The organism is Streptomyces sp. NPDC001714 (assembly GCF_042892755.1).
Classification (GTDB): domain Bacteria; phylum Actinomycetota; class Actinomycetes; order Streptomycetales; family Streptomycetaceae; genus Streptomyces.
On record NZ_JBIAUL010000001.1, the window covers coordinates 228,727 to 247,995 of the forward strand.

Below are 19,269 nucleotides of genomic sequence, written 5' to 3' on the forward strand. Positions count from 1 at the left end.
TCCCCCGTGTGACGGGCTGCTTACCGTGTCTTTATCAGGGCCTAGACTCCCGTGCGTACAGATCGTCGAATCAAGAGTTGACTGAGGTCACGGCATCGGGCCGGGCCGGGCCGGGTCGGGCCTGTGGTCTGTCGAGGGAGTGAGGGACGGGCGATGCGGGAGACGGTGGGTGGTGAGCCGACCGTGGCCGTCGCGGCGGGCTACTTCGCGTCCTACTCGGTCGTGGGACTGCTGGCACTGGTCGGCGTGGTCTTCGTCGCCGTCGCCTTCGGCGCCGGCCGGCTGCTGCGCCCGGTGGTCCCCACGCCCGAGAAACTCCTCACCTACGAGTGCGGTGTCGACCCCGTCGGCGAGGGCTGGGCCCACACCCAGGTCCGCTACTACGTCTACGCCTTCCTCTACGTCATCTTCGCCGTCGACTCGATCTTCCTGTTCCCCTGGGCGACGGTCTTCGCCGCCCCCGGCTACGGCGCGACCACGCTCGTGGAGATGTTCGTCTTCCTCGGCTTCCTCGCCGTCGGCCTGCTGTACGCATACAAGAAGGGCGTCCTGACATGGACGTGACGCCGGACGCGACCGCGTCGGAACCTGTTCTGCTGCCGGAGCCGAAAAGGCTGGGCACGCTCGCCCGCCTCGCCCCCGAACCGATGAAGGTCGTCCTCAACTGGGGCCGCCGCTACTCGCTCTGGGTCTTCAACTTCGGTCTCGCCTGCTGCGCGATCGAGTTCATCGCCGCGTCGATGGCCCGCCACGACTTCATCCGCCTCGGCGTGATCCCTTTCGCGCCGGGCCCCCGCCAGGCGGACCTGATGGTGGTCTCGGGCACGGTCACGGACAAGATGGCCCCGGCGGTCAAGCGCCTGTACGAGCAGATGCCCGAACCGAAGTACGTCATCTCCTTCGGCGCCTGCTCGAACTGCGGCGGCCCCTACTGGGACTCCTACTCCGTCACCAAGGGCGTCGACCAGATCATCCCCGTGGACGTCTACGTCCCCGGCTGCCCGCCGCGCCCCGAGGCGCTCCTCCAGGGCATCCTCAAACTCCAGGAGAAGATCGCGGCGGAATCCCTGGGCGAGCGCTACGGCACCCCCCGCCCGTCCGCCGCGGCTCTCCAGAGCGGCCTGGTCCGGCCACCGGCCCCCACGGGGGCCGCGGGTGAAGGGGACGCGCGATGACGGCCCCGGCCGGCTGGCTGCCGGCTCCCGTCGAGGAACTCTTCGGCACGGACGCCACCGCCGACGAGTCCTACGACGTCCTGACGGTCGACGTTCCTCCCTCGTCCTGGCTCGCCGCCCTGGAGATCGCCCGTACGGCCCTCTCCTGCACCTACTTCGACTGGCTGAGCGCGGTCGACGAACCCGGCACCGGCTTCCGCGTCTGTGCCCACGTCGTCGCCCTCGCCCCGGTCCGCCGCCTGCTCCTGCGCACGACCGTCCCGCACACCGCGCCCGAACTCCCGTCCGCCGTCGGCGTCTACGCGGGCGCCCGCTGGCACGAACGCGAGACCCACGAGATGTTCGGCGTCCGCTTCACTGGCCACCCCGGACTTGACCACCTCCTCCTCCCGGAGACCTTCGAAGGCCATCCCCTCCGCAAGGACTTCGTGCTCGCCGCCCGCGTCGCCAAGGCCTGGCCCGGTGCCAAGGAACCGGGCGAGTCCGACCATGGCGGCCCCAAGCGCCGCCAGATGCTCCCTCCAGGCGTCCCCGACCCGAACGAGTGGGGCCCCCTCAAGGGCCAACTCCCGCCTGCCCCCGCCCGCCCGGCCCGCACCGCAGCAGGCCGCGCAGCCGGCGAACGCCCGCCCCGTGCGGCCGGCGACCGCCCGGTGCGCCGCTCACGCACAGCCGCGGAGGGCTCGACGAGCCAGGCGACCGAGGCAGCCGAGGCAGCCGAGACGACCGGGGCGACCGGGGCCGCTGAGCCGACCACGACGTCGGGTGCGGCGAGGCCGACGGCCGCTCCGCGCAGGGCACGGAGTGCGGGCGAGGGGTCCGCTTCGCAGCGGACAGCCTCCGGTGCGGAGGACGCGTCCGCTCAGGACATCGCTCAGGACATCGCTCAGGACATCGCTGAGGAGACCGCCGCGGAAGGCGCCGACGTGCAGGGGCCCACTCCGGCGGCGGGGCCGTCGGCTGCTCCCCGGGGGCCACGCCGGACGCGTACTGCCTCGGGCGGCTCCGCTTCCCAGCGTGCGCAGGAGACGGAATCGCCGGCGGTGCCGGCCACCCCGGCCCGCCCCGCAACCCCCCGCAGTTCGGACGCGCCGTGGCACCACGCCCGTCCGGCCTTCGACGAACCGGAGGCCGGGAAGCCACGCGGGACGACGGCCGACCCGACGGAGGAAACCGGGACCGGGACCCGGGCCGAGGAGTCGGGGGCGGTGTCGGGTTCGGGTTCGGCCGAGTCGAGCCCCACCCCGCCCGAAGAGCCTGGGTCGAACCCCGCCGAGCCTGCCGCACCCGAGGACTCCGGCCCTGAACCGTCAGCCCCGGAGGCCCCGGAGGCCCCGGAGGCCCCGGAGGCCCCGGAGGCCCCGGAGGCCCCGGAGGCCCCGGAGGCCCCGGAGGCCCCGGAGGCCCCGGAGGCCCTGGAGGCCCTGGAGGCCCCGGTCTCCAAGGTCCCGCCGGAGACTTCGGCATCCAAGGCCCCCGCCGCCCCTGAGCCCACCCCCGAAGCCCCGACCCCCGACGACACCGCTCCTGAACGCCCCGCCCGCCACGACGACCCCCCAGGAGGCCCGCAGTGAACGACGCTCTGGACGTCGCCCTGCGACTCCTCGTCGTGTTCGTCGTCTTCCTCACCTTCCCTCTGATCGTCGGTCAGACCGAGCACAAGGTGATGGCCCATATGCAGGGCCGCCTCGGCCCGATGTACGCCGGTGGTTTCCACGGCTGGGCCCAGCTGATCGCCGACGGCGTGAAGTTCGCGCAGAAGGAGGACGTGGTCCCGGCCGGCGCGGACCGCCGTGTCTTCCAGCTGGCCCCCGCGGTGGCCCTCCTGCCGTATCTGCTCGTGCTGCTCGCCATCCCGATCGGCCCAGGAGAGGGCGCGGTCGGCCAGGTCCTGGACGCGGGTGTGTTCTTCGTACTGGCCGTGATGGGCGTCGGCGTCCTCGGCTCCCTCATGGCCGGCTGGGCGAGCGCCAACAAGTTCTCCCTCCTCGGCGGCCTGCGCACCGCCGCCCAGCTCCTCGCCTACGAACTCCCGATGCTGCTCGCCGCCGCCTCCGTGGCGATGGCGGCCGGCACCGTCTCCCTGCCGGGCATCGTCGGCTCCTTCCACTGGTGGTGGCTGCCCTGGCAGATCACCGGCGGCCTGGTCTTCTTCGTCGCCGGCCTCGCGGAACTCCAGCGGCCCCCGTTCGACATGCCCGTCGCCGACTCGGAGATCATCTTCGGCGCGTACACCGAGTACACGGGTCTGCGCTTCGCCCTGTTCCTGCTCGCCGAGTACGCCGGGATCGTCGTCCTGTGCGGCCTGACCACCGTCCTCTTCCTGGGCGGCTGGCACGGCCCGTGGGGTGCCGACGGCCTCGGCTGGCTGTGGACCCTCCTGAAGACGGCGCTCCTCGCCTTCGTCGTGATCTGGCTCCGCGTGACCTACCCCCGGCTGCGCGAGGACCAGTTGCAGAAGTTCTCCTGGACCCTTCTCGTCCCCCTCTCTCTCGCCCAGATCGCCCTCACCGGCATCGTCAAGGTGGTGATCTCCTAGTGGCCCCCATCCCTGGCTCAGGCCTCGCCAAGGGTCTGGCCGTCACCCTGCGCACGATGACCCGGAAGTCGGTCACCGAGCAGTACCCGGACGCCCTTCCCGACCTCCCGCCCCGCACCCGCGGTGTGATCGGGCTGTTCGAGGAGAACTGCACGGTCTGCATGCTCTGCGCCCGGGAGTGTCCCGACTGGTGCATCTACATCGACTCCCACAAGGAGACCGTCCCGGCGGCGGTCCCGGGCGGCCGTGAACGCAGCCGCAACGTCCTGGACCGCTTCGCCATCGACTTCTCCCTGTGCATGTACTGCGGTATCTGCATCGAGGTGTGTCCTTTCGACGCCCTGTTCTGGTCCCCGGAGTTCGAGTACGCCGAGACCGACATCCGCGAACTCACCCACGAGCGAGACAAGCTCCGCGAGTGGATGTGGACGGTCCCGGCCCCGCCCGCCCTCGACCCCGGCGCGGAGGAACCGAAGGAGATCGCCGCCGCCCGCAAGTCCGCCGAGAAGCTCGCCGCCGCCCAGGCCGCCCAGGCTGAGCAGGCCGGCGACCGGGTCGAGCCGGGGGAGGAGGAGACGTGAGCCCGCTCGCCCAGGCGCCGCACGGCTTCCTGTCCCCGACCGGTGTGGAGATCGCCTTCTTTCTCGTCGGCCTGGTCACCTTCGGCGCCGCCGTCGTCACGGTCACCACCCGCCAGCTGGTGCACGCCGCCCTGTGGCTGGTGGTCGCCCTCGGCGGGCTCGCCATCGAATACCTCCTGCTCACCGCCGAGTTCATCGCCTGGGTGCAGGTCCTCATCTACGTGGGTTCCGTCGTCGTCCTCCTTCTCTTCGGTCTGATGCTCACCAAGGCCCCGATCGGCCGCTCCCCGGACGCCGACTCCGGAAACCGCTGGGTCGCGCTGGCCGTCGCCATGACCGCCGCGGCCGCTCTGGTCTGGGTGGTCGTGGACGCCTTCCGTGCCACCTGGATCGACCTGGACGGCGCCGCCGCCGGCTCGACGAAGGTCACCGGCGCGAGCCTCTTCCAGAACTGGGTCCTGCCCTTCGAGGCCCTCTCCGTCCTCCTCCTGGCGGCCCTGGTCGGCGCGATCGTCCTGTCCCGGAAGGCGAAGGCGGAGTCGGCCCCGCCCCCTGTGAACGGCCGGGCCGTCACGCAGAGTTCCCCCTCCGTCACGGATTCCGGGATTCACCCGATCGAGGAGGAAAGCGATCAGGAGAACGGGTGGGAACCCGAGCAGGAGTCCGAGCAGGAAGGCGCCCGCTGATGCACCTCGCCTATCCGGCGGTTCTCTCCGCTCTCCTCTTCTGCACGGGCCTGTACGGCGTCCTCGCCCGCCGCAACGCGATCCTTGTCCTGATGTCGGTCGAGCTGATGCTCAACGCCGTCAACCTCAACCTCGTCGCCTTCGACGTCTGGCTGAGCAAGGCCGCCCGGGACACCCTGCACTCCGGCCAGGCCCTGACCCTGTTCACCATCGCCATCGCCGCCGCCGAGATCGGCATCGGCCTGGCGATCGTCCTCGCCGTCTACCGCAACCGCGGAACCTCCGACATCGACCGGCTCCGCGACACCGCCGAGAGCCACGAGGACGGCACGCCCTCGGCCGGAGCGTCCGACGAGAAGGCTGAGGCCACCGAGTGACCACGACCACCCTCGCCGTCCTCGTTCCCCTCCTGCCGTTCCTCGGTGCCGCCGGCGGCCTGCTCCTGGGGCGCACCGCCCCCAGGTTCGTCCGCCCGCTGGCGGTCCTGCCGACGCTCACCGCGCTGGCCCTCGCCTGCACGGTCGCCGCCGACCAGGGCGGCGGCCAGGCCGTGGACGCCCACACCGAGCTCACTCCGACCGGCTCCGTCCCGATCGAACTCGCCCTGCACATCGACGGCTTCGCCGCCCTCGTCGCGGTCCTGGTCGCCTTCGTCGCCACCTGCGTGCAGATCTACTCCACCGGCTACCTCCGCGACGACCCGCGCTACCCCTCGTACGCCGCGCTCGTCTCCCTGTTCACCTCCGCGATGCTGCTGGTCGTCTACTCCGGCGACCTGATCGTGCTGCTGGTCGGCTGGGAAGTCATGGGCATCTGCTCCTACTTCCTGGTCGGCCACTACTGGGAGACCCCCGAGGCACGTGCCGCCTCCGTCAAGGCCTTCCTGGTCACCAAGCTCGGTGACGTGCCGTTCCTGATCGGCCTGTTCGCGCTGGCCACCGACGCCGGGTCGTTCCGCATCACCACGGTCCTCAGCACCGTCGCGAACGGCGGGCTGCACCATCCCACCCTGGTCGGCCTGCTGCTCCTGTGCGGCGTGGCCGGCAAGTCCGCGCAGTTCCCGCTGCACACCTGGCTCCCCGACGCGATGGCCGGCCCGACCCCGGTCTCCGCGCTGATCCACGCCGCGACGATGGTCGCCGCCGGTGTCTACTTCGTCGCCCGTCTCCTTCCAGTCTTCGAGGCCAGTGCGGCCGTGATGGTCGTCCTCGCCGCCATGGGCGCCGTCACGATGGTCGGTTCGGCCCTCGCCGCGCTCGCCCAGGACGACATCAAGCGCGTCCTCGCCTACTCGACGATCGGCCAGCTCGGCTACATGACCGGCGCCCTCGCCGTCGGCGACCGCGGTGCCGCCGTCTTCCACCTCCTGTCCCACGGCGCCTTCAAGGCGCTGCTGTTCCTCGCGGCCGGCGTGATCATCCACGCCGCCGGCACCAACTCGCTGGCCGTCATGTCCCGCACCTCCGGCCTGCGCGACCGCGTCCCGGACGCCTACTGGACGATGACCGTGGCCCTCCTCGCGCTCGCCGCGATCCCGCCCTTCAGCGGCTTCTTCTCCAAGGAGTCCGTCCTCGGCGCCGCCGAGCACGCCGCCACCGGCCACACCGAGCACGCCCCCGGCAGCGCCGGCTGGATCGTCCTGGTCGCGGGCCTGGCCACCGCCCTGCTCACCGCCGCGTACGCGACCCGGCTGTGGCTGCTGACCTTCCGGGGACGGGGGGCCGAGGCACCGGACCACGGCAGGCAGCCGCTGTCCATGACCGTGGTCCTGTGGGTCCTGGCCGTGCCGTCCCTCGCGTTCGGCGGGTTCGCCTACCGGTCGCTGCCCGGCTGGTTCGACGGCCGCGCCCTCACCCCGACCCTCACCACCTCGATCCTCGGCACCGGCCTCGCGCTCGTCGGCGGACTCGTCACCTACGGCGCCTGGCAGCGCACCAGGACGCTGGCCGCCCGCGCTCCGCTGGGTGCCGTCGCCGCCCACCCGGAGGGCGACGCCGGACTGGTCGAGGCCGAGGCCATCGCGGCCCACAAGCCCGCGTTCGGCGACGTGGCCTACGCCCCCGACCCGGCGGACCCCGGCCGGCTGCTGCTCGGACCACTGCACCGGCACGCGGCCGAAGGCTTCCACCTGGACGCCGTCTACGACGTGCTGTTCGTCCGCCCGGTCCTGGCCGCAGCGAGCCTCGTCCAGTTCCTCGACCGCGAGGTCGTCGACACCTACGTCCGTGGGGCAGGAGCACTTCCCCGCCTGCTCGGCGCCGCCGTACGGCGCGCCCAGACCGGCAACGTCCAGACCTATGTGAGCGCGCTGCTCGCCGGCACCGTCGTCCTGGCGGTCGCCGTCCTCCTCGTCGCCACGGGAGTGTGAGCAGGCGTGATCGATATCAGCGAGTCCGTGATGCAGTTCCTTCTGGCATTGATCGTCGTCGGCCCGCTTCTCGGCGCCGTCGCCGCCCTCCTGCCCGCCCCGCCCGGGCTGCAGGGAAAGTCGCCCGAACAGGCCGTACTCCGCCACGGCGTGACCGTGACCGGCGCGATCCTCGTCGCCGCGATCGTCCTCGCGCTCGGCTTCGACCAGGACCATCCGTCGAGGATGCAGGCCACGACCGACATCAGCTGGATCCCCGCACTCGACGTGCGCCTCCACCTCGGCATCGACGGCATCTCCCTCCCCCTTGTGGTCCTGACCGCGCTCCTGACCTTCCTCTGCGCGCTCTACTCGTACTTCAACCCGCCCGCGGGCGGGTCCCCGAAGGCCTTCGTCGCCCTGCTGCTCGTCCTGGAGTCCGGCACACTCGCGAGCTTCGCCGTCCTCGACCTGCTGCTGTTCTTCCTCGCCTTCGAGACGGTGCTCATCCCGATGTACTTCCTCATCGCCCGCTGGGGCGGCGAGGGGCGGACCCGGGCCGCCTGGAAGTTCATCCTCTTCACGCTGCTCGGGTCCGTCGTCATGCTGCTCGGCCTGCTCCTGATCGGAATCAAGGCGGGCACGTTCGACATGGTGGCACTCGCCACTGACAACGGCCGGTCGCTGACCGCATCCGTGCAGGTCATCGCCGTTCTGGCGATCGGGATCGGGCTCGCGGTCAAGACCCCGATGTGGCCCCTGCACAGCTGGCTGCCGGACGCCCACACCGCCGCGCCGACCGTCGGCTCCGTGCTGCTCGCCGGTGTCCTGCTGAAAATGGGCACGTACGGGTTCGTCCGGATCCTGCTGCCGGTCGCGCCGGACGGCTTCCGCACCTTCGCGCCCTACCTCGCCGCCTTCGCCGTCGTGGGGATCATCTACGGGTCCCTGGCCTGCCTGAACCTGGCCAAACGGGGAGCGAAGGGCGACCTCAAACGGCTGATCGCCTACTCCTCCGTCGGCCACATGGGCTTCGTCCTGCTCGGCATCGCCACCATGACCCCGACCGGCGTCAACGGCGCCCTGTTCGCCAACATCGCCCACGGCCTCATCACCGGCCTGCTGTTCTTCCTGGTCGGAGGGCTGAAGGAGCGCACCGGGACGACCGACCTGGACACCCTGGCCGAGGAGACGGGCGCCGCGCTCTACGGCAAGGCACCGCGCCTCGGCGGACTGCTCGCGTTCGCCGCCGTCGCCTCGCTCGGGCTGCCGGGACTCGCCGGGTTCTGGGGCGAGATGCTGGCCCTGTTCGGCGCGTTCGAACCCGCAGCCGGCCTCAGCCGCCCGGCCTTCCTGACCTTCATGGCGATCGCCGCCTTCGGCACCCTGCTGACAGCCGCGTACATGCTGGCCGTGGTCCGCCGCGTCTGCATGGGCGCCGCATCCCAGGAAGTGCCGAAGCTCGCGGACGTCCGCAGCTACGAGTTCGCGGCCTGGACCCCGCTCGTCGCCCTCACCGTCGTCGCCGGACTCTGGCCGAGGGCCCTGCTCGGCCTGACCGACCCGGCCGTGCAGCAACTCCTCGCAGGAGGCACCCGATGAGCGCCCTGGCCCAGCCGCCGGCCGCGAACCTCGTCCAGTCCGTCGACTGGCTCGCCATCGCCCCGCCCACCCTCACCGCGGTCGTCGGCCTGGTCGTCCTGGTCGCCGACCTGTTCGTACCCGAAGCCAGGAAGCCGCTCCTCGGCCGGCTCTCGGTCGCCGGACTCGCCGCGTCTGCCCTCCTGCTGCTCCCGCTCCTCGGCCACGACCGCAGCACCTTCTGCCTGACGGGCACCACGCGCGCGTGCAGCTACACAGCCGACCGGTTCACCCTGGTCGTGCAGTTCCTCGTCCTCGGCGGCGCCCTGCTCACAGCCCTGTTGTCCGTCACCACCCTGAAGGACGGCAGCCGCCGCTACCCGCAGGGCGAGTTCTGGTTCCTGCTGCTCTCCTCGGCCGCCGGCGCCGCCCTGCTCCCCGCCGCCCGCGACCTCGCCACCCTGGTCGTCGCCCTGGAAGTCGCCTCCCTGCCCGCCTTCGCCCTCGTCGGCATCCGGCACGGCGACAAGAGGTCCTCCGAAGCGGCCCTGAAGTTCTTCCTGTCATCGGTGACCGCCACCGCCGTCAGCCTCCTGGGCATCAGCTTCGTGTACGCCACCACCGGCAGCCTCTACCTCACCCAGGTCGCCGACCGGATCCAGCACGTCGACGGACAGCTGCACACGCTCGCCCAGACGGGCGTCGTCCTCACCCTTGTGGGTTTCGCGTTCAAGACGGCCGCCGTCCCCTTCCACTTCTGGGTCCCCGACACCTACGTCGGCGCCCCGCTCCCGATCGCCGCCTATCTGTCGGTCGTCGGCAAGGCCGTCGGCTTCTCCGGCCTGATCCTGGTCACCGTTGTCGCCTTCCCGTCGTACGCCGACGTCTGGGGACCCGCGCTCGCGGCCCTGGCCGCGCTCACCATGAGCGTCGGCAACGTGGCGGCCCTGCGCCAGCAGGCCACGCGCGCGTACAGCGCGGTACGACTGCTCGCCTGGTCGTCGGTGGGCCAGGCCGGCTATCTGCTGGTGCCGATCGCAGCCGCCGGATACGCCGAGGACGCCCAGAAGGCCGTCGGCTCCACCGTCGCCTACGCCCTCATGTACGCCGCCGTGAACCTCGGCGCCTTCGCGGTGGCCGCCGCCGTCGCCCGTACCGCGCGGCTCAACCGCATCTCCGACTACCGCGGCCTGTACGCCAGGAACCCACTCACGGCACTGCTCCTGGCGTTCTTCCTGCTGTGCCTCGCCGGACTCCCGCCCGGCATCGTCGGCCTGTTCGCGAAGGTCACCGTCTTCTCGGCGGCCGTCGGCGCCGGCCTCGGCTGGCTCGCCGTCGTCATGGCCGTCAACGTCGTGATCGCCCTCTACTACTACCTCCAGTGGACGGCCCTGCTGTTCCGCGCCCCCGAGGGCGAGCCCGCCAGGCACCACCTCCCCGCCCCTCTCACGGCCGCGCTCGCCCTCACCGGCACCCTCGGGGTCGTCCTCTCCGGGGCGCCGCAACTGGTGCTCCGCTTCGCCGCCTCCGGCCTGTTCTGACGCCCCGCACGCGCGCGTGCGGACCCTCCGCGCGCCCGGTGCGGCTCTCACCCGGACGGCTCACGCGGCGCACAGCGGACACAAGGGAACTAGTGGCCGTCGCCTGGCGTTGACCAGTGCGGGAGGGTCCACTGGACGTGACACCACGACACCGGTGGCATCGCAGATCGGAAGGCAGCACCGCAGGCAAAGGGTTCCCCTGCCGCATGACTTGGAGGGCGTACCGTGCACCGCCGGCACAACGGGCTCAGGACCGCAGTTCTCCTCGGGGGACTGTCGGCACTCATCATCGTCATCGGCAGCTTCTTCGGCCGAACGGGTCTGATCGTCGCGGTCCTCGTCGCCCTCGGCACGAACGCGTACGCGTACTGGAACAGCGACAAACTGGCGCTACGCGCGATGCGCGCGCGCCCCGTGAGCGAGTTCGAGGCCCCGGCCCTGTACCGGATGGTCCGCGAGCTCTCCACCCAGGCCCGGCAGCCCATGCCCCGCCTGTACATCTCCCCGACGGAGGCACCGAACGCCTTCGCCACGGGCCGCAATCCGCGCAACGCCGCCGTGTGCTGCACGGAGGGCATCCTGCGCATCCTGGACGAGCGGGAACTGCGCGGCGTCATCGGCCATGAACTCAGTCACGTCTACAACCGGGACATCCTCATCTCTTCGGTCGCCGGCGCCCTCGCCTCGGTGATCATGTTCCTTGTCAACTTCGCCTGGCTCATCCCGGTCGGCCGTTCGGACGACGACGACGGCCCCGGCTTCCTCGGCCTGCTGCTGATCATGATCCTGGGGCCGCTCGCCGCCAGCCTCATCCAGCTCGCCATCAGCCGCTCCCGGGAGTACGAGGCGGACGCCTCCGGAGCCCAGCTCACCGGTGACCCGCTCGCCCTCGCCAGCGCCCTGCGCAAGCTGGACGTCGGCACCAAACAGCTCCCGCTGCCCCCCGAGCCCCGGATCGAGACCGCGAGCCACATGATGATCGCGAACCCCTTCCGTCCGGGTCAGGGGCTGTCGAAGATGTTCTCGACGCACCCGCCGATGGCGGAACGGATCGCCCGCCTGGAGAAGATGGCGGGCCGCCCGCAGTGAAGACCGTCTTGAACGTCAGTCACTCCTGCAGACCTGCCCCCGCCCGGTCGGTGAGTGCCCGGGTGAGTTCGGCGTCGTACTGATCGGCGGCAAAACAAAACGCCGGGGGCCGCACCTTGTCCGTGGGAACCTGCCAGTCGGACCACTCCACAACCCCGCCGTGACGCTGCACGAACACCGACAGGTAGCCACAGCATCCGCCCGTGCAGTCGGGTTCGCCGAGCACGACACGTCGCCCCTCGCCAGTCGCCCAGAGGGCACCGTGACCGTCGGTGGGCAGCGCATCCGCCACGAACGGGCCGCGGCCGCCCTCTCCGACCGCCTCCGCCACCACTTCCTCGCCGTCGATCCGGAACTGCAACCGGGCAGCCCAACGGGGTCCCGGTGGCAACGTACTGACCTCAAGCCGATTGAACACCCGAGCACCCTATGCGGGACCTGGCCGCCACAGGTCCCTTCCTACGATCGGGTGCTCCGTCCCGGTGGCCCTCAGCGGCCGCCGAAACCCTGGTCCGTCGGTACGACTTCGCGTCCCAAAGGCATGAGGGAGATCGGGATGAGCTTCAGGTTGGCCCACCCGAACGGGATCCCGATGATCGACAGGAACAGCGGGATGCTCGTGATCAGGTGGGCCAGAGCCAGCCACCATCCTGCGAAGATCACCCAGATCACGTTGCCGATGAAGGACCCGGCACCGGCGTCCGGCCGTTCCACCGTGGTCCGTCCGAACGGCCACAGGACGTAGCCGGCGATACGCAGGGACGCGATGCCGAACGGGATGGTGATGATCAAGACGAAGCAGATCAGTGCTGCGATCAGGTAGCCGAGCGCCATCCAGAAGCCGCAGAAGACGAGCCACAGGATGTTGAGCAGCAGGTTGAACACCTTCATGGTCGGTACCCTCTCCAGGTCACTCCGTCGGCATGCCTGCTGCCACAAGTATCAGCCGGTCAGGCGCCCGGGCGGAAGCGCAGCGCCCTTGTGGCGTGATTGGGAACGTCCTGAGACGATCTTCTTCGGCACGGCTGCCTTTCGCCTTCCGTTCGGCATCGCGGACTTCAGGCCGATCCAGGTCTCCCTGCCCCAACCCGGCGCCTCCGGCTCACGAGTTGTCCACAGGTCGGAGCGCCGGTGGGAGGCTGTCCACAGGCCGGCGCGATTGTCAGTGGCGGCCTGCATCATGAAGCCATGACCGAGTTCGAGCAGTTGCTGACACGGGTGACCGTACAGGCCCGCAACTCCCGTCCGTGGGGCTGGCCTTCGCTCCCCGCGCCGGTCGACGCCGCCACGCTCGACCGCGCCGGTCGGACCCTGGGCTTCCCGCTCCCACCCCTCCTCGCCGCGCTCTACGAGCAGGTGGGCGACGGCGGTTTCGGCCCGTCGTACGGCCTGCTGCCCCTGCTCGATTCCGCGCCCTCGGGAGAACCGGCCGCCGTCACCCAGTACCTCACCAACCGCGAGTACGGCCGCAAGAACCCGGACTGGCCCTGGCCCGAGGGCGTCCTGCCGATATCCCACTGGGGCTGCGGCATGTACGCGTGCGTGGACTGCCGGACCCCGCAGGCCACGGTCCTGCTCTACGAGCCCAACGCCGACGACGCCGACGGCGCCTGGTTCGTGGACGCGCCCAGTCTCACCGACTGGCTGCACGTCTGGCTGGAGGGCTCGGGCTGGTACGAGGAGACCGACGAGGGCACCGATCTGGCACCCTGGGCCGACTTCCGGACACGCACGGCCCCGGAGCAGGCCTGCTGAGAGACGGGGGTTCCCGAGCGCGACAGCCGCCGTCCCAAGCGGTAGCTCGCGGGCGCCGTCGTCGTTGCGGCCGGCGCGTCTATCGGGCGGCCACCCACCGTCGTACGGCGTATGCCGCCGCACCCACCGCCAGTACGGCCACCCCCGCGATCACCGAGGCCACCGGCAGCGCGAACGCGAGGATCACGCACCCGAGCAGTCCGGCCACCGGAACCACCCGCGCCCGCGGCGCCGGATCCAGTGTCCACGCCGAGGCGTTGGCCACGGCGTAGTACGCCAGGACACCGAAGGAGGAGAAGCCGATGGCACCCCGGACGTCCGCGGTCGCCGCCACCACGGCGACCACCGCGCCCACGGCCAGCTCCGCGCGGTGCGGGACCTGGAAACGCGGGTGCACGGCGGCCAGCGCCGGAGGCAGATGGCCGTCGCGGGCCATGGCCAGCGTCGTCCGCGACACCCCCAGGATCAGGGCCAGCAGCGAGCCGAGCGCGGCCACCGCGGCCCCCACCCGCACCACGGGCACCAGCCCAGGGACCCCGGCCGCCCGCACCGCGTCGGCCAGCGGCGCGGCCGCCCGCCCGAGCCCGTCCGTGCCCAGCACCGAGAGCGCGGCCACCGCAACGCACGCGTACACCACCAGCGTGATCCCCAGGGCCAGCGGGATCGCACGCGGAATGGTGCGCGCCGGGTCCCGTACCTCCTCGCCCAGGGTCGCGATCCGCGCGTACCCGGCGAACGCGAAGAACAGCAGGCCGGCCGCCTGAAGCACCCCGCCCACGCCCGACGACAGCCCGATGTCCAGCCGCCCCGCGTCCGCCGCCCCGGACGTCAGGCACACGACCACCACGGAAGCGAGGACCGCCAGCACCACGGCCACGATCACCCGCGTCAGCCAGGCCGACTTCTGGATGCCGCCGTAGTTCACAGCGGTCAGCGCCACCACGGCGGCGACCGCCACCGCGTGCGCCTGCCCCGGCCAGACGTAAGCACCCACGGTGAGCGCCATCGCCGCGCAGGACGCCGTCTTGCCGACGACGAACGCCCAGCCCGCGAGGTACCCCCAGAAGGCGCCGAGCCGCTCCCGCCCGTACACGTAGGTGCCGCCCGACTGCGGGTACCGGGCGGCCAGGCGCGCCGAGGACATGGCGTTGCAGTAGGCGACCAGGGCGGCGACGGCCAGCCCGGGAAGCAGCCCCGACCCGGCCGTACGGGCCGCGGGGCCCAGGGCGGAGAACACGCCGGCACCGACCATCGAACCGAGGCCGACGATCACCGCGTCTCGCACGCCCAGCGTGCGCCGCAGAACGGAAGGGGAGGAAGCCACCCGCCGCACCCTACTGATCACTGCAACCGTGCGGTATCGCCCAGGCGTCCTCGTCATCGACAGGGAACGAACACACGCGCGACGGACACATGCGGACGGCTCGGACGGTCCGGACGGCCCGTCCGGCGCGACCTGTTCCGGCACAGCCGGCCCGGATCGAAATCACAGGGCCGGAACAGTGCGAACACAGCGCGGAAGGGCAGGTTCAGGTCATGGGCATCATCAGCTGGATCATCCTGGGACTGTTGGCCGGCGCCATCGCCAAGTTCCTGCTGCCGGGACGCGACCCGGGCGGCTTCATCGGCACGACCCTCATCGGCATCGTGGGTGCGTTCCTCGGCGGCTGGATATCGGCCCGCTGGCTGGACCACCCGATCACCAAGAACTTCTACGACGGCGCGACCTGGGTGGCGGCGATCGGCGGCGCGCTGGTCCTGCTGATCGCCTACCGCGTCCTGTTCGGCAACTCGCGCGACTGAGCGCCCTCGGCCGGAGCCGACGCACGAGAAGGGCGGGCACGGCGCGGTGCCCGCCCTTCTCGTGCTTCGAAGGCGCTGCCTACCGGTAGTTCACGAACTGGAGCGCGAAGTCGAAGTCCTGGCCCTTCAGGAGCGCGATCACGGCCTGGAGGTCGTCGCGGCTCTTGGAGCTGACACGCAGTTCGTCGCCCTGGACCTGGGCCTTCACACCCTTGGGGCCCTCGTCGCGGATGATCTTCGCGACCTTCTTCGCGTTCTCCTGGGAGATGCCCTCCTCGATCGACGCGAAGATCTTGTACTCCTTGCCGGAGAGCTGCGGCTCACCCGCGTCCAGCGCCTTCAGCGAGATGCCACGCTTGATCAGCTTCGACTGGAAGACGTCGAGGATCGCCTTGACCCGCTCCTCGGAATTCGCCTGCATCAGGATCTTCTCGCCGGACCAGGCGATCGAGGCGCCCACGCCCTTGAAGTCGTAGCGCTGCGAGACCTCCTTGGCGGCCTGGTTGAGGGCGTTGTCGACCTCCTGCCGCTCGACCTTCGAGACGATGTCGAAACTGGAGTCGGCCATGTCCTGTGGCTCCTTGTATCGGGGGGCGTAACGGGATGCGTTCCGGCGCGCGGCGGCGGCCGTCCAGCCCGGGGTGGGGACCGGTCCGCATCCGCACCAGCCTAGCCATCCCGCGTCCCGCGAGCGGCGATCAATCGGGTGGCGGAGCACCCCGGTGGATCGGGTATTGTTTACGTCGTTGCCAGGGAGCACCGCCGAAAAGCGGATCGACCTGGTGGCGAAACCCCGGCGGTGTGCCCGAGCGGCCAAAGGGAGCAGACTGTAAATCTGCCGGCTCAGCCTTCCCAGGTTCGAATCCTGGCGCCGCCACACGGGAACGAAGGGCCCGTGACCTGCGATCAAGCAGGTCACGGGCCCTTCGTCATACCCGTGCGTACGCCTCGGCGTGGACCGAGCCGTGTGGACGCGGGGGCGTGATGAAGATCATGTAGGTGCTTCGTCGGTGCGGCGGCCGGGCAGTGGTCCGTCGGGGGTGTGCCGCGTCGGGGCACACTGAACACATGTCCTCCCGACGCAGATCCTGCCCGGTGTGCCGCCGTGAAATCGCCGTCGTCGCGGGCCGTTTCGCGCGGCACGACCCGCCCGGGGCCCGTGGGGCCGGGGAACTCGTCTCCTGCTCCGGGTCGCGTCAGCAGGCCCGGCTCGGGGCCGTACCGCCCTCGTTGGACGGTTACGTCGTGCCGGAGTTCCCCGGTCAGCTGCCGCTGTTCTGAGAACTCAGTTACCGGCCACCGACTTCACGGCCACCGAGACCGGCGTCGACCCGCCGATCAGCTCCAGGGTCAGGCCGGCCGTCGCCGAGGTGTCCACCAACTCCGCCAGTACGGCGGCGACGTCGTCGCGCGTGACCGCACCGCGGCCCGTGTGCGCCTCGAGCCGCACCAGACCGGTGCCCGGAGCGTCCGTCAGCGAACCGGGGCGCAGGATCGTCCAGTCCAGGGCGCTCTGCCGGGTCACATACGCGTCGGCCTCGCCCTTGGCCCGCAGATACACGTCGAAGACACCCTCGCCCCGGTGCGCCGGATCCGCGCCCATCGAAGAGACGACCACGAAACGGCGTACGCCCGCGCGCACGGCCGCGTCCGCGAACAACACCGCCGCGCCCTTGTCCACCGTCTCCTTGCGGGCCGTACCGCTGCCCGGGCCCGCGCCCGCCGCGAACACCGCCGCGTCCGCCCCCTGCAGATGCGCGGCGACCTCCTCGAGCGACGCCGACTCCAGGTCCAGCAGCACCGGTTCGGCGCCGGCCGTCCGCAGGTCGTCGGCCTGCTCGGCCCTCCGGATGATCCCCGCGACCTCGTCCCCGCGCGCGGAGAGCAGCCGCTCCAGCCGCAACGCGATCTGACCATGACCACCAGCGATGACAATGCGCATGTTTCAGACCGTACGCCCGAAGCCCCGCATCCGCTGCACGACTTCATGCGCCCCACACGCCCGGGTGGTTCCGCCGGGCGCGCCGGTCCGGTTCGAGCGCGCTGCGGCGATCCCCCGCTCCCTGCCGCGCGCTCCCGCGCCCCGGCCTGTGCGTCGGGGCCCGTGCTCCCGCGCCCCTCAGGACAACTCTCCCCGCCCCTGCCGCGGCAACCCCAGTTCCGCTGCCACCGCCGAGTTGCAGTACTCACGGACCGCGCTCGTGCGTGCCACCACGCGCCCCCGGTGCACCACGATCCGGCTGTAGGCGAGGGAGAGCGCGCCGGCCAGGTGGTCACCGCGTACCGCGAGGAGTTCGGCGGGGAAGCCGGCCTCGACGCGGACCTCGGGAAGGCCGAGGGCGGCGCGGGCGGCGGCGCTGACGGCGTCGTAGGCGTCCTCGGGGCGCAGGCCGTGCCGGGAGGCCAAGAGGTAGGCCGCCTCCAGGGGGTCGCCGCGGCCGACAGGGTTCGACAGGTCGCGCAGGGCACCGCTGCCGGCGGCGATCCGCACCCCGGCCGCGCGCAGCAGCCGTACCGGAGCCGTGCCGCGGCGGTCCACGGAGCCGCAGCCGCCCTGGGGCAGGCACACCACCGTGATGCCGGCCGCGGCGAGCTGGTCCGCGACCCGCGCCGCCACCTCGGCGGGCAGGCGCGCGAGCCCGGCGCACGGTCCGAGGGTCACGCCGGGGCGCATGCCGCCCGCCATCGCCGCGAGCCTTGCCAGCCTGGCCGGGTCGAGGGCGTCCGTGTGCAGGTCGACCGGACAGCCGTGCTCGGAGGCCACCTCCAGGACCGCCTCCACGTAGCCCGTGGGGTCGGGGTCCAGGTCCGGGCAGCCGCCCACCACGGAAGCGCCCATCTTCGCGGCGTCCCGCAGTATCGCGAGTCCGTCGGCGCCGGCGATCCCGGTCAGCACGCGCGGCATCGCGACCGCCGTGAGCTCCGCGAGCCCGCGCAGCGAACGGCGCACCTGGAGGACGGCGGCAAGGGCGCCGAGCCCCTGGACGTCCCCCACGCGCACGTGCGCGCGTACCGCCGTCGCGCCGTGCCCGAGCTGCAGCAGGGCCGCCTCGGTGGCGCGGCGCTGGACGTCCTCGGGTTCGTACGAGACGGGGCCGTCGTGCTCGGCGGAGAGTGCGGTGTCGCCGTGGGCGTGCGGTTCGGCCGGGGCCGGGAGGAGGAGGTAGCCGGTCAGGTCCACGCGCGTGCCAGCCGTGCGGGCCGGGCCCGGTGCCAGGCTGCCGGCCGTACCGACCGCCTCGATGCGTCCGCAGCCCAGCCGTACGTCCACGGCCCGGCCGTCGGTGAGCCGTGCCCCGCAGAGCAGAAGCGCGGCGGGGTCGGGCTGGCCCGAGGAACCCTGCGGGTTGGACGACGACGAGGGCGGCTGCGGCTGGCTGTCGGGCATCGCGCTCCATGAAGGTCGGTCCAGGCATTGGACTCAAGATCACGCAGAGTGAGTCGAGCCTAGGGTGGCGAGCCGCGTGGGGCGGGGAGGAGCGCAATAGTCGTACCGGAGCCGTCGGACCTGCGGGGAACGGTCCGGCACGCGCGCGTGGGGAGTGCCGGAAGGGGCCCGGGGGGCCGTCGTGAGCCGTGCGGAAGGGACCGGGAAGGGCGGCGGGAAACGGATTTGGGCGAACGGCGGCCGAGCGTGTAATGTCTTCATCGCTCGCCCCAATAGCTCAGTCGGCAGAGCGTCTCCATGGTAAGGAGAAGGTCTACGGTTCGATTCCGTATTGGGGCTCTGGTGTGAGAGGTTCCCGTCGCGAGGCGGGGGCCGATCTCATCAAAGCGGTGTAGCTCAGTCGGTAGAGCAAGCGGCTCATAATCGCTGTGTCACCGGTTCAAGTCCGGTCACCGCTACTGACAGTAGCCGATTGCGGGGTCGGTCCTTCGATCGGCTACTCTTTCTTGCGTTGAATCAGTCCATCCGTTCGTCTTAGGAGCACTCACGTGGCTGCCACCGACGTCCGCCCGAAGATCACGCTGGCCTGCGTGGAGTGCAAGGAGCGGAACTACATCACCAAGAAGAACCGGCGTAACAACCCGGACCGTCTTGAGATGAAGAAGCACTGCCCGCGTTGCAACGCGCACACCGCGCACCGCGAAACGCGATAACAAACAGGCTCGTCCGTGAGGCCGTCCCCGACTCGGGGGCGGCCTCACGGCGTTTCGGCCGATGCCTTCCC

At 71.3% G+C, this 19,269-nt stretch carries 21 protein-coding genes and 3 tRNA genes; 18 read left to right on the forward strand and 6 right to left on the reverse strand.

Features of this window, described 5'->3' with window-relative positions; all coding sequences use genetic code 11:
- The first annotated feature begins 153 nt into the window (after positions 1-153).
- The 11 genes from ACFY0P_RS01110 to htpX all read left to right on the forward strand — a co-directional run bounded on the left by ACFY0P_RS01110 (position 154) and on the right by htpX (position 11,539).
- Complete coding sequence (locus ACFY0P_RS01110; protein ID WP_388905923.1) at positions 154-564, forward strand: NADH-quinone oxidoreductase subunit A; 411 nt, start codon at positions 154-156, stop codon at positions 562-564.
- Positions 555-1,175, forward strand: coding sequence for an NADH-quinone oxidoreductase subunit B (locus ACFY0P_RS01115; RefSeq protein WP_388905926.1), 621 nt, complete (start codon positions 555-557; stop codon positions 1,173-1,175). Before ACFY0P_RS01110 ends, ACFY0P_RS01115 begins: the two co-directional genes overlap by 10 nt.
- Complete coding sequence (locus ACFY0P_RS01120) at positions 1,172-2,749, forward strand: NADH-quinone oxidoreductase subunit C (protein WP_388905928.1); 1,578 nt, start codon at positions 1,172-1,174, stop codon at positions 2,747-2,749. The genes ACFY0P_RS01115 and ACFY0P_RS01120 overlap by 4 nt, the downstream gene beginning before the upstream one ends.
- Positions 2,746-3,714, forward strand: coding sequence for a complex I subunit 1 family protein (locus ACFY0P_RS01125; RefSeq protein ID WP_217549043.1), 969 nt, complete (start codon positions 2,746-2,748; stop codon positions 3,712-3,714). Before ACFY0P_RS01120 ends, ACFY0P_RS01125 begins: the two co-directional genes overlap by 4 nt.
- The gene (locus ACFY0P_RS01130; protein WP_388905930.1) at positions 3,714-4,295 is read left to right on the forward strand and encodes a NuoI/complex I 23 kDa subunit family protein; all 582 of its coding nucleotides are present in this window, start codon (positions 3,714-3,716) and stop codon (positions 4,293-4,295) included. The genes ACFY0P_RS01125 and ACFY0P_RS01130 overlap by 1 nt, the downstream gene beginning before the upstream one ends.
- On the forward strand, positions 4,292-4,981 hold the full coding sequence (locus ACFY0P_RS01135; RefSeq protein WP_388905932.1) for an NADH-quinone oxidoreductase subunit J: 690 nt from the start codon (positions 4,292-4,294) through the stop codon (positions 4,979-4,981). The genes ACFY0P_RS01130 and ACFY0P_RS01135 overlap by 4 nt, the downstream gene beginning before the upstream one ends.
- The gene (gene nuoK, locus ACFY0P_RS01140) at positions 4,981-5,358 is read left to right on the forward strand and encodes an NADH-quinone oxidoreductase subunit NuoK (protein ID WP_388905936.1); all 378 of its coding nucleotides are present in this window, start codon (positions 4,981-4,983) and stop codon (positions 5,356-5,358) included. Before ACFY0P_RS01135 ends, nuoK begins: the two co-directional genes overlap by 1 nt.
- Positions 5,355-7,349 carry an NADH-quinone oxidoreductase subunit L gene (locus ACFY0P_RS01145; RefSeq protein ID WP_388905938.1) on the forward strand — a complete coding sequence of 665 codons (1,995 nt, stop codon included), beginning with the start codon at positions 5,355-5,357 and terminating at the stop codon, positions 7,347-7,349. The genes nuoK and ACFY0P_RS01145 overlap by 4 nt, the downstream gene beginning before the upstream one ends.
- A 6-nt stretch (positions 7,350-7,355) precedes the next feature.
- The gene (locus tag ACFY0P_RS01150) at positions 7,356-8,930 is read left to right on the forward strand and encodes an NADH-quinone oxidoreductase subunit M (protein WP_388905941.1); all 1,575 of its coding nucleotides are present in this window, start codon (positions 7,356-7,358) and stop codon (positions 8,928-8,930) included.
- On the forward strand, positions 8,927-10,450 hold the full coding sequence (locus tag ACFY0P_RS01155) for an NADH-quinone oxidoreductase subunit N (RefSeq protein WP_388905944.1): 1,524 nt from the start codon (positions 8,927-8,929) through the stop codon (positions 10,448-10,450). The genes ACFY0P_RS01150 and ACFY0P_RS01155 overlap by 4 nt, the downstream gene beginning before the upstream one ends.
- Before the next feature lie 225 nt (positions 10,451-10,675).
- The gene (gene htpX / locus ACFY0P_RS01160; protein WP_388905947.1) at positions 10,676-11,539 is read left to right on the forward strand and encodes a zinc metalloprotease HtpX; all 864 of its coding nucleotides are present in this window, start codon (positions 10,676-10,678) and stop codon (positions 11,537-11,539) included.
- Between the two features lie 19 nt (positions 11,540-11,558).
- Here htpX and ACFY0P_RS01165 read toward each other — a convergent pair whose 3' ends face one another.
- On the reverse strand, positions 11,559-11,900 hold the full coding sequence (locus tag ACFY0P_RS01165; RefSeq protein WP_388905949.1) for a hypothetical protein: 342 nt from the start codon (positions 11,898-11,900) through the stop codon (positions 11,559-11,561).
- Positions 11,901-12,028: 128 nt separating this feature from the next.
- Positions 12,029-12,430, reverse strand: coding sequence for a YccF domain-containing protein (locus ACFY0P_RS01170; RefSeq protein WP_388905951.1), 402 nt, complete (start codon positions 12,428-12,430; stop codon positions 12,029-12,031).
- Between the two features lie 297 nt (positions 12,431-12,727).
- Between ACFY0P_RS01170 and ACFY0P_RS01175 the strand changes: the two genes are divergently transcribed.
- Complete coding sequence (locus tag ACFY0P_RS01175; RefSeq protein WP_388905953.1) at positions 12,728-13,294, forward strand: SMI1/KNR4 family protein; 567 nt, start codon at positions 12,728-12,730, stop codon at positions 13,292-13,294.
- 79 nt (positions 13,295-13,373) lie between these two features.
- On the opposite strand, the gene ACFY0P_RS01180 is transcribed toward ACFY0P_RS01175, so the two are convergent.
- Positions 13,374-14,675 (reverse strand): APC family permease, encoded by a 1,302-nt coding sequence (locus ACFY0P_RS01180; protein ID WP_388905956.1) that lies wholly within the window; start codon positions 14,673-14,675, stop codon positions 13,374-13,376.
- 155 nt (positions 14,676-14,830) lie between these two features.
- On the opposite strand from ACFY0P_RS01180, the gene ACFY0P_RS01185 reads away from it, so the two are divergent.
- Positions 14,831-15,097 carry a GlsB/YeaQ/YmgE family stress response membrane protein gene (locus ACFY0P_RS01185; RefSeq protein ID WP_388905959.1) on the forward strand — a complete coding sequence of 89 codons (267 nt, stop codon included), beginning with the start codon at positions 14,831-14,833 and terminating at the stop codon, positions 15,095-15,097.
- A 79-nt stretch (positions 15,098-15,176) separates the two neighbouring features.
- Here ACFY0P_RS01185 and ACFY0P_RS01190 read toward each other — a convergent pair whose 3' ends face one another.
- Complete coding sequence (locus ACFY0P_RS01190; RefSeq protein ID WP_234534004.1) at positions 15,177-15,665, reverse strand: YajQ family cyclic di-GMP-binding protein; 489 nt, start codon at positions 15,663-15,665, stop codon at positions 15,177-15,179.
- Between the two features lie 227 nt (positions 15,666-15,892).
- On the opposite strand from ACFY0P_RS01190, the gene ACFY0P_RS01195 reads away from it, so the two are divergent.
- Positions 15,893-15,974 (forward strand) — tRNA-Tyr (locus ACFY0P_RS01195).
- A gap of 191 nt (positions 15,975-16,165) precedes the next feature.
- A complete protein-coding gene (locus tag ACFY0P_RS01200) occupies positions 16,166-16,378 on the forward strand; it encodes a hypothetical protein (RefSeq protein WP_388905962.1) in 213 nt (70 codons plus the stop codon).
- 4 nt (positions 16,379-16,382) lie between these two features.
- On the opposite strand, the gene ACFY0P_RS01205 is transcribed toward ACFY0P_RS01200, so the two are convergent.
- Both ACFY0P_RS01205 and ACFY0P_RS01210 read right to left on the reverse strand, forming a co-directional pair.
- Positions 16,383-17,039, reverse strand: coding sequence for an SDR family oxidoreductase (locus ACFY0P_RS01205; protein WP_388905964.1), 657 nt, complete (start codon positions 17,037-17,039; stop codon positions 16,383-16,385).
- 177 nt (positions 17,040-17,216) lie between these two features.
- Positions 17,217-18,485 carry a hydrolase gene (locus ACFY0P_RS01210; protein ID WP_388905966.1) on the reverse strand — a complete coding sequence of 423 codons (1,269 nt, stop codon included), beginning with the start codon at positions 18,483-18,485 and terminating at the stop codon, positions 17,217-17,219.
- A gap of 266 nt (positions 18,486-18,751) precedes the next feature.
- On the opposite strand from ACFY0P_RS01210, the gene ACFY0P_RS01215 reads away from it, so the two are divergent.
- The 3 genes from ACFY0P_RS01215 (at position 18,752) to rpmG (ending at position 19,198) form a co-directional block, all read left to right on the forward strand.
- Positions 18,752-18,824 (forward strand) — tRNA-Thr (locus ACFY0P_RS01215).
- A gap of 46 nt (positions 18,825-18,870) precedes the next feature.
- Positions 18,871-18,943: transfer RNA gene (locus tag ACFY0P_RS01220), tRNA-Met, on the forward strand.
- Positions 18,944-19,033: 90 nt separating this feature from the next.
- Positions 19,034-19,198 (forward strand): 50S ribosomal protein L33, encoded by a 165-nt coding sequence (gene rpmG / locus ACFY0P_RS01225; RefSeq protein WP_003948671.1) that lies wholly within the window; start codon positions 19,034-19,036, stop codon positions 19,196-19,198.
- Positions 19,199-19,269: the final 71 nt, after the last annotated feature.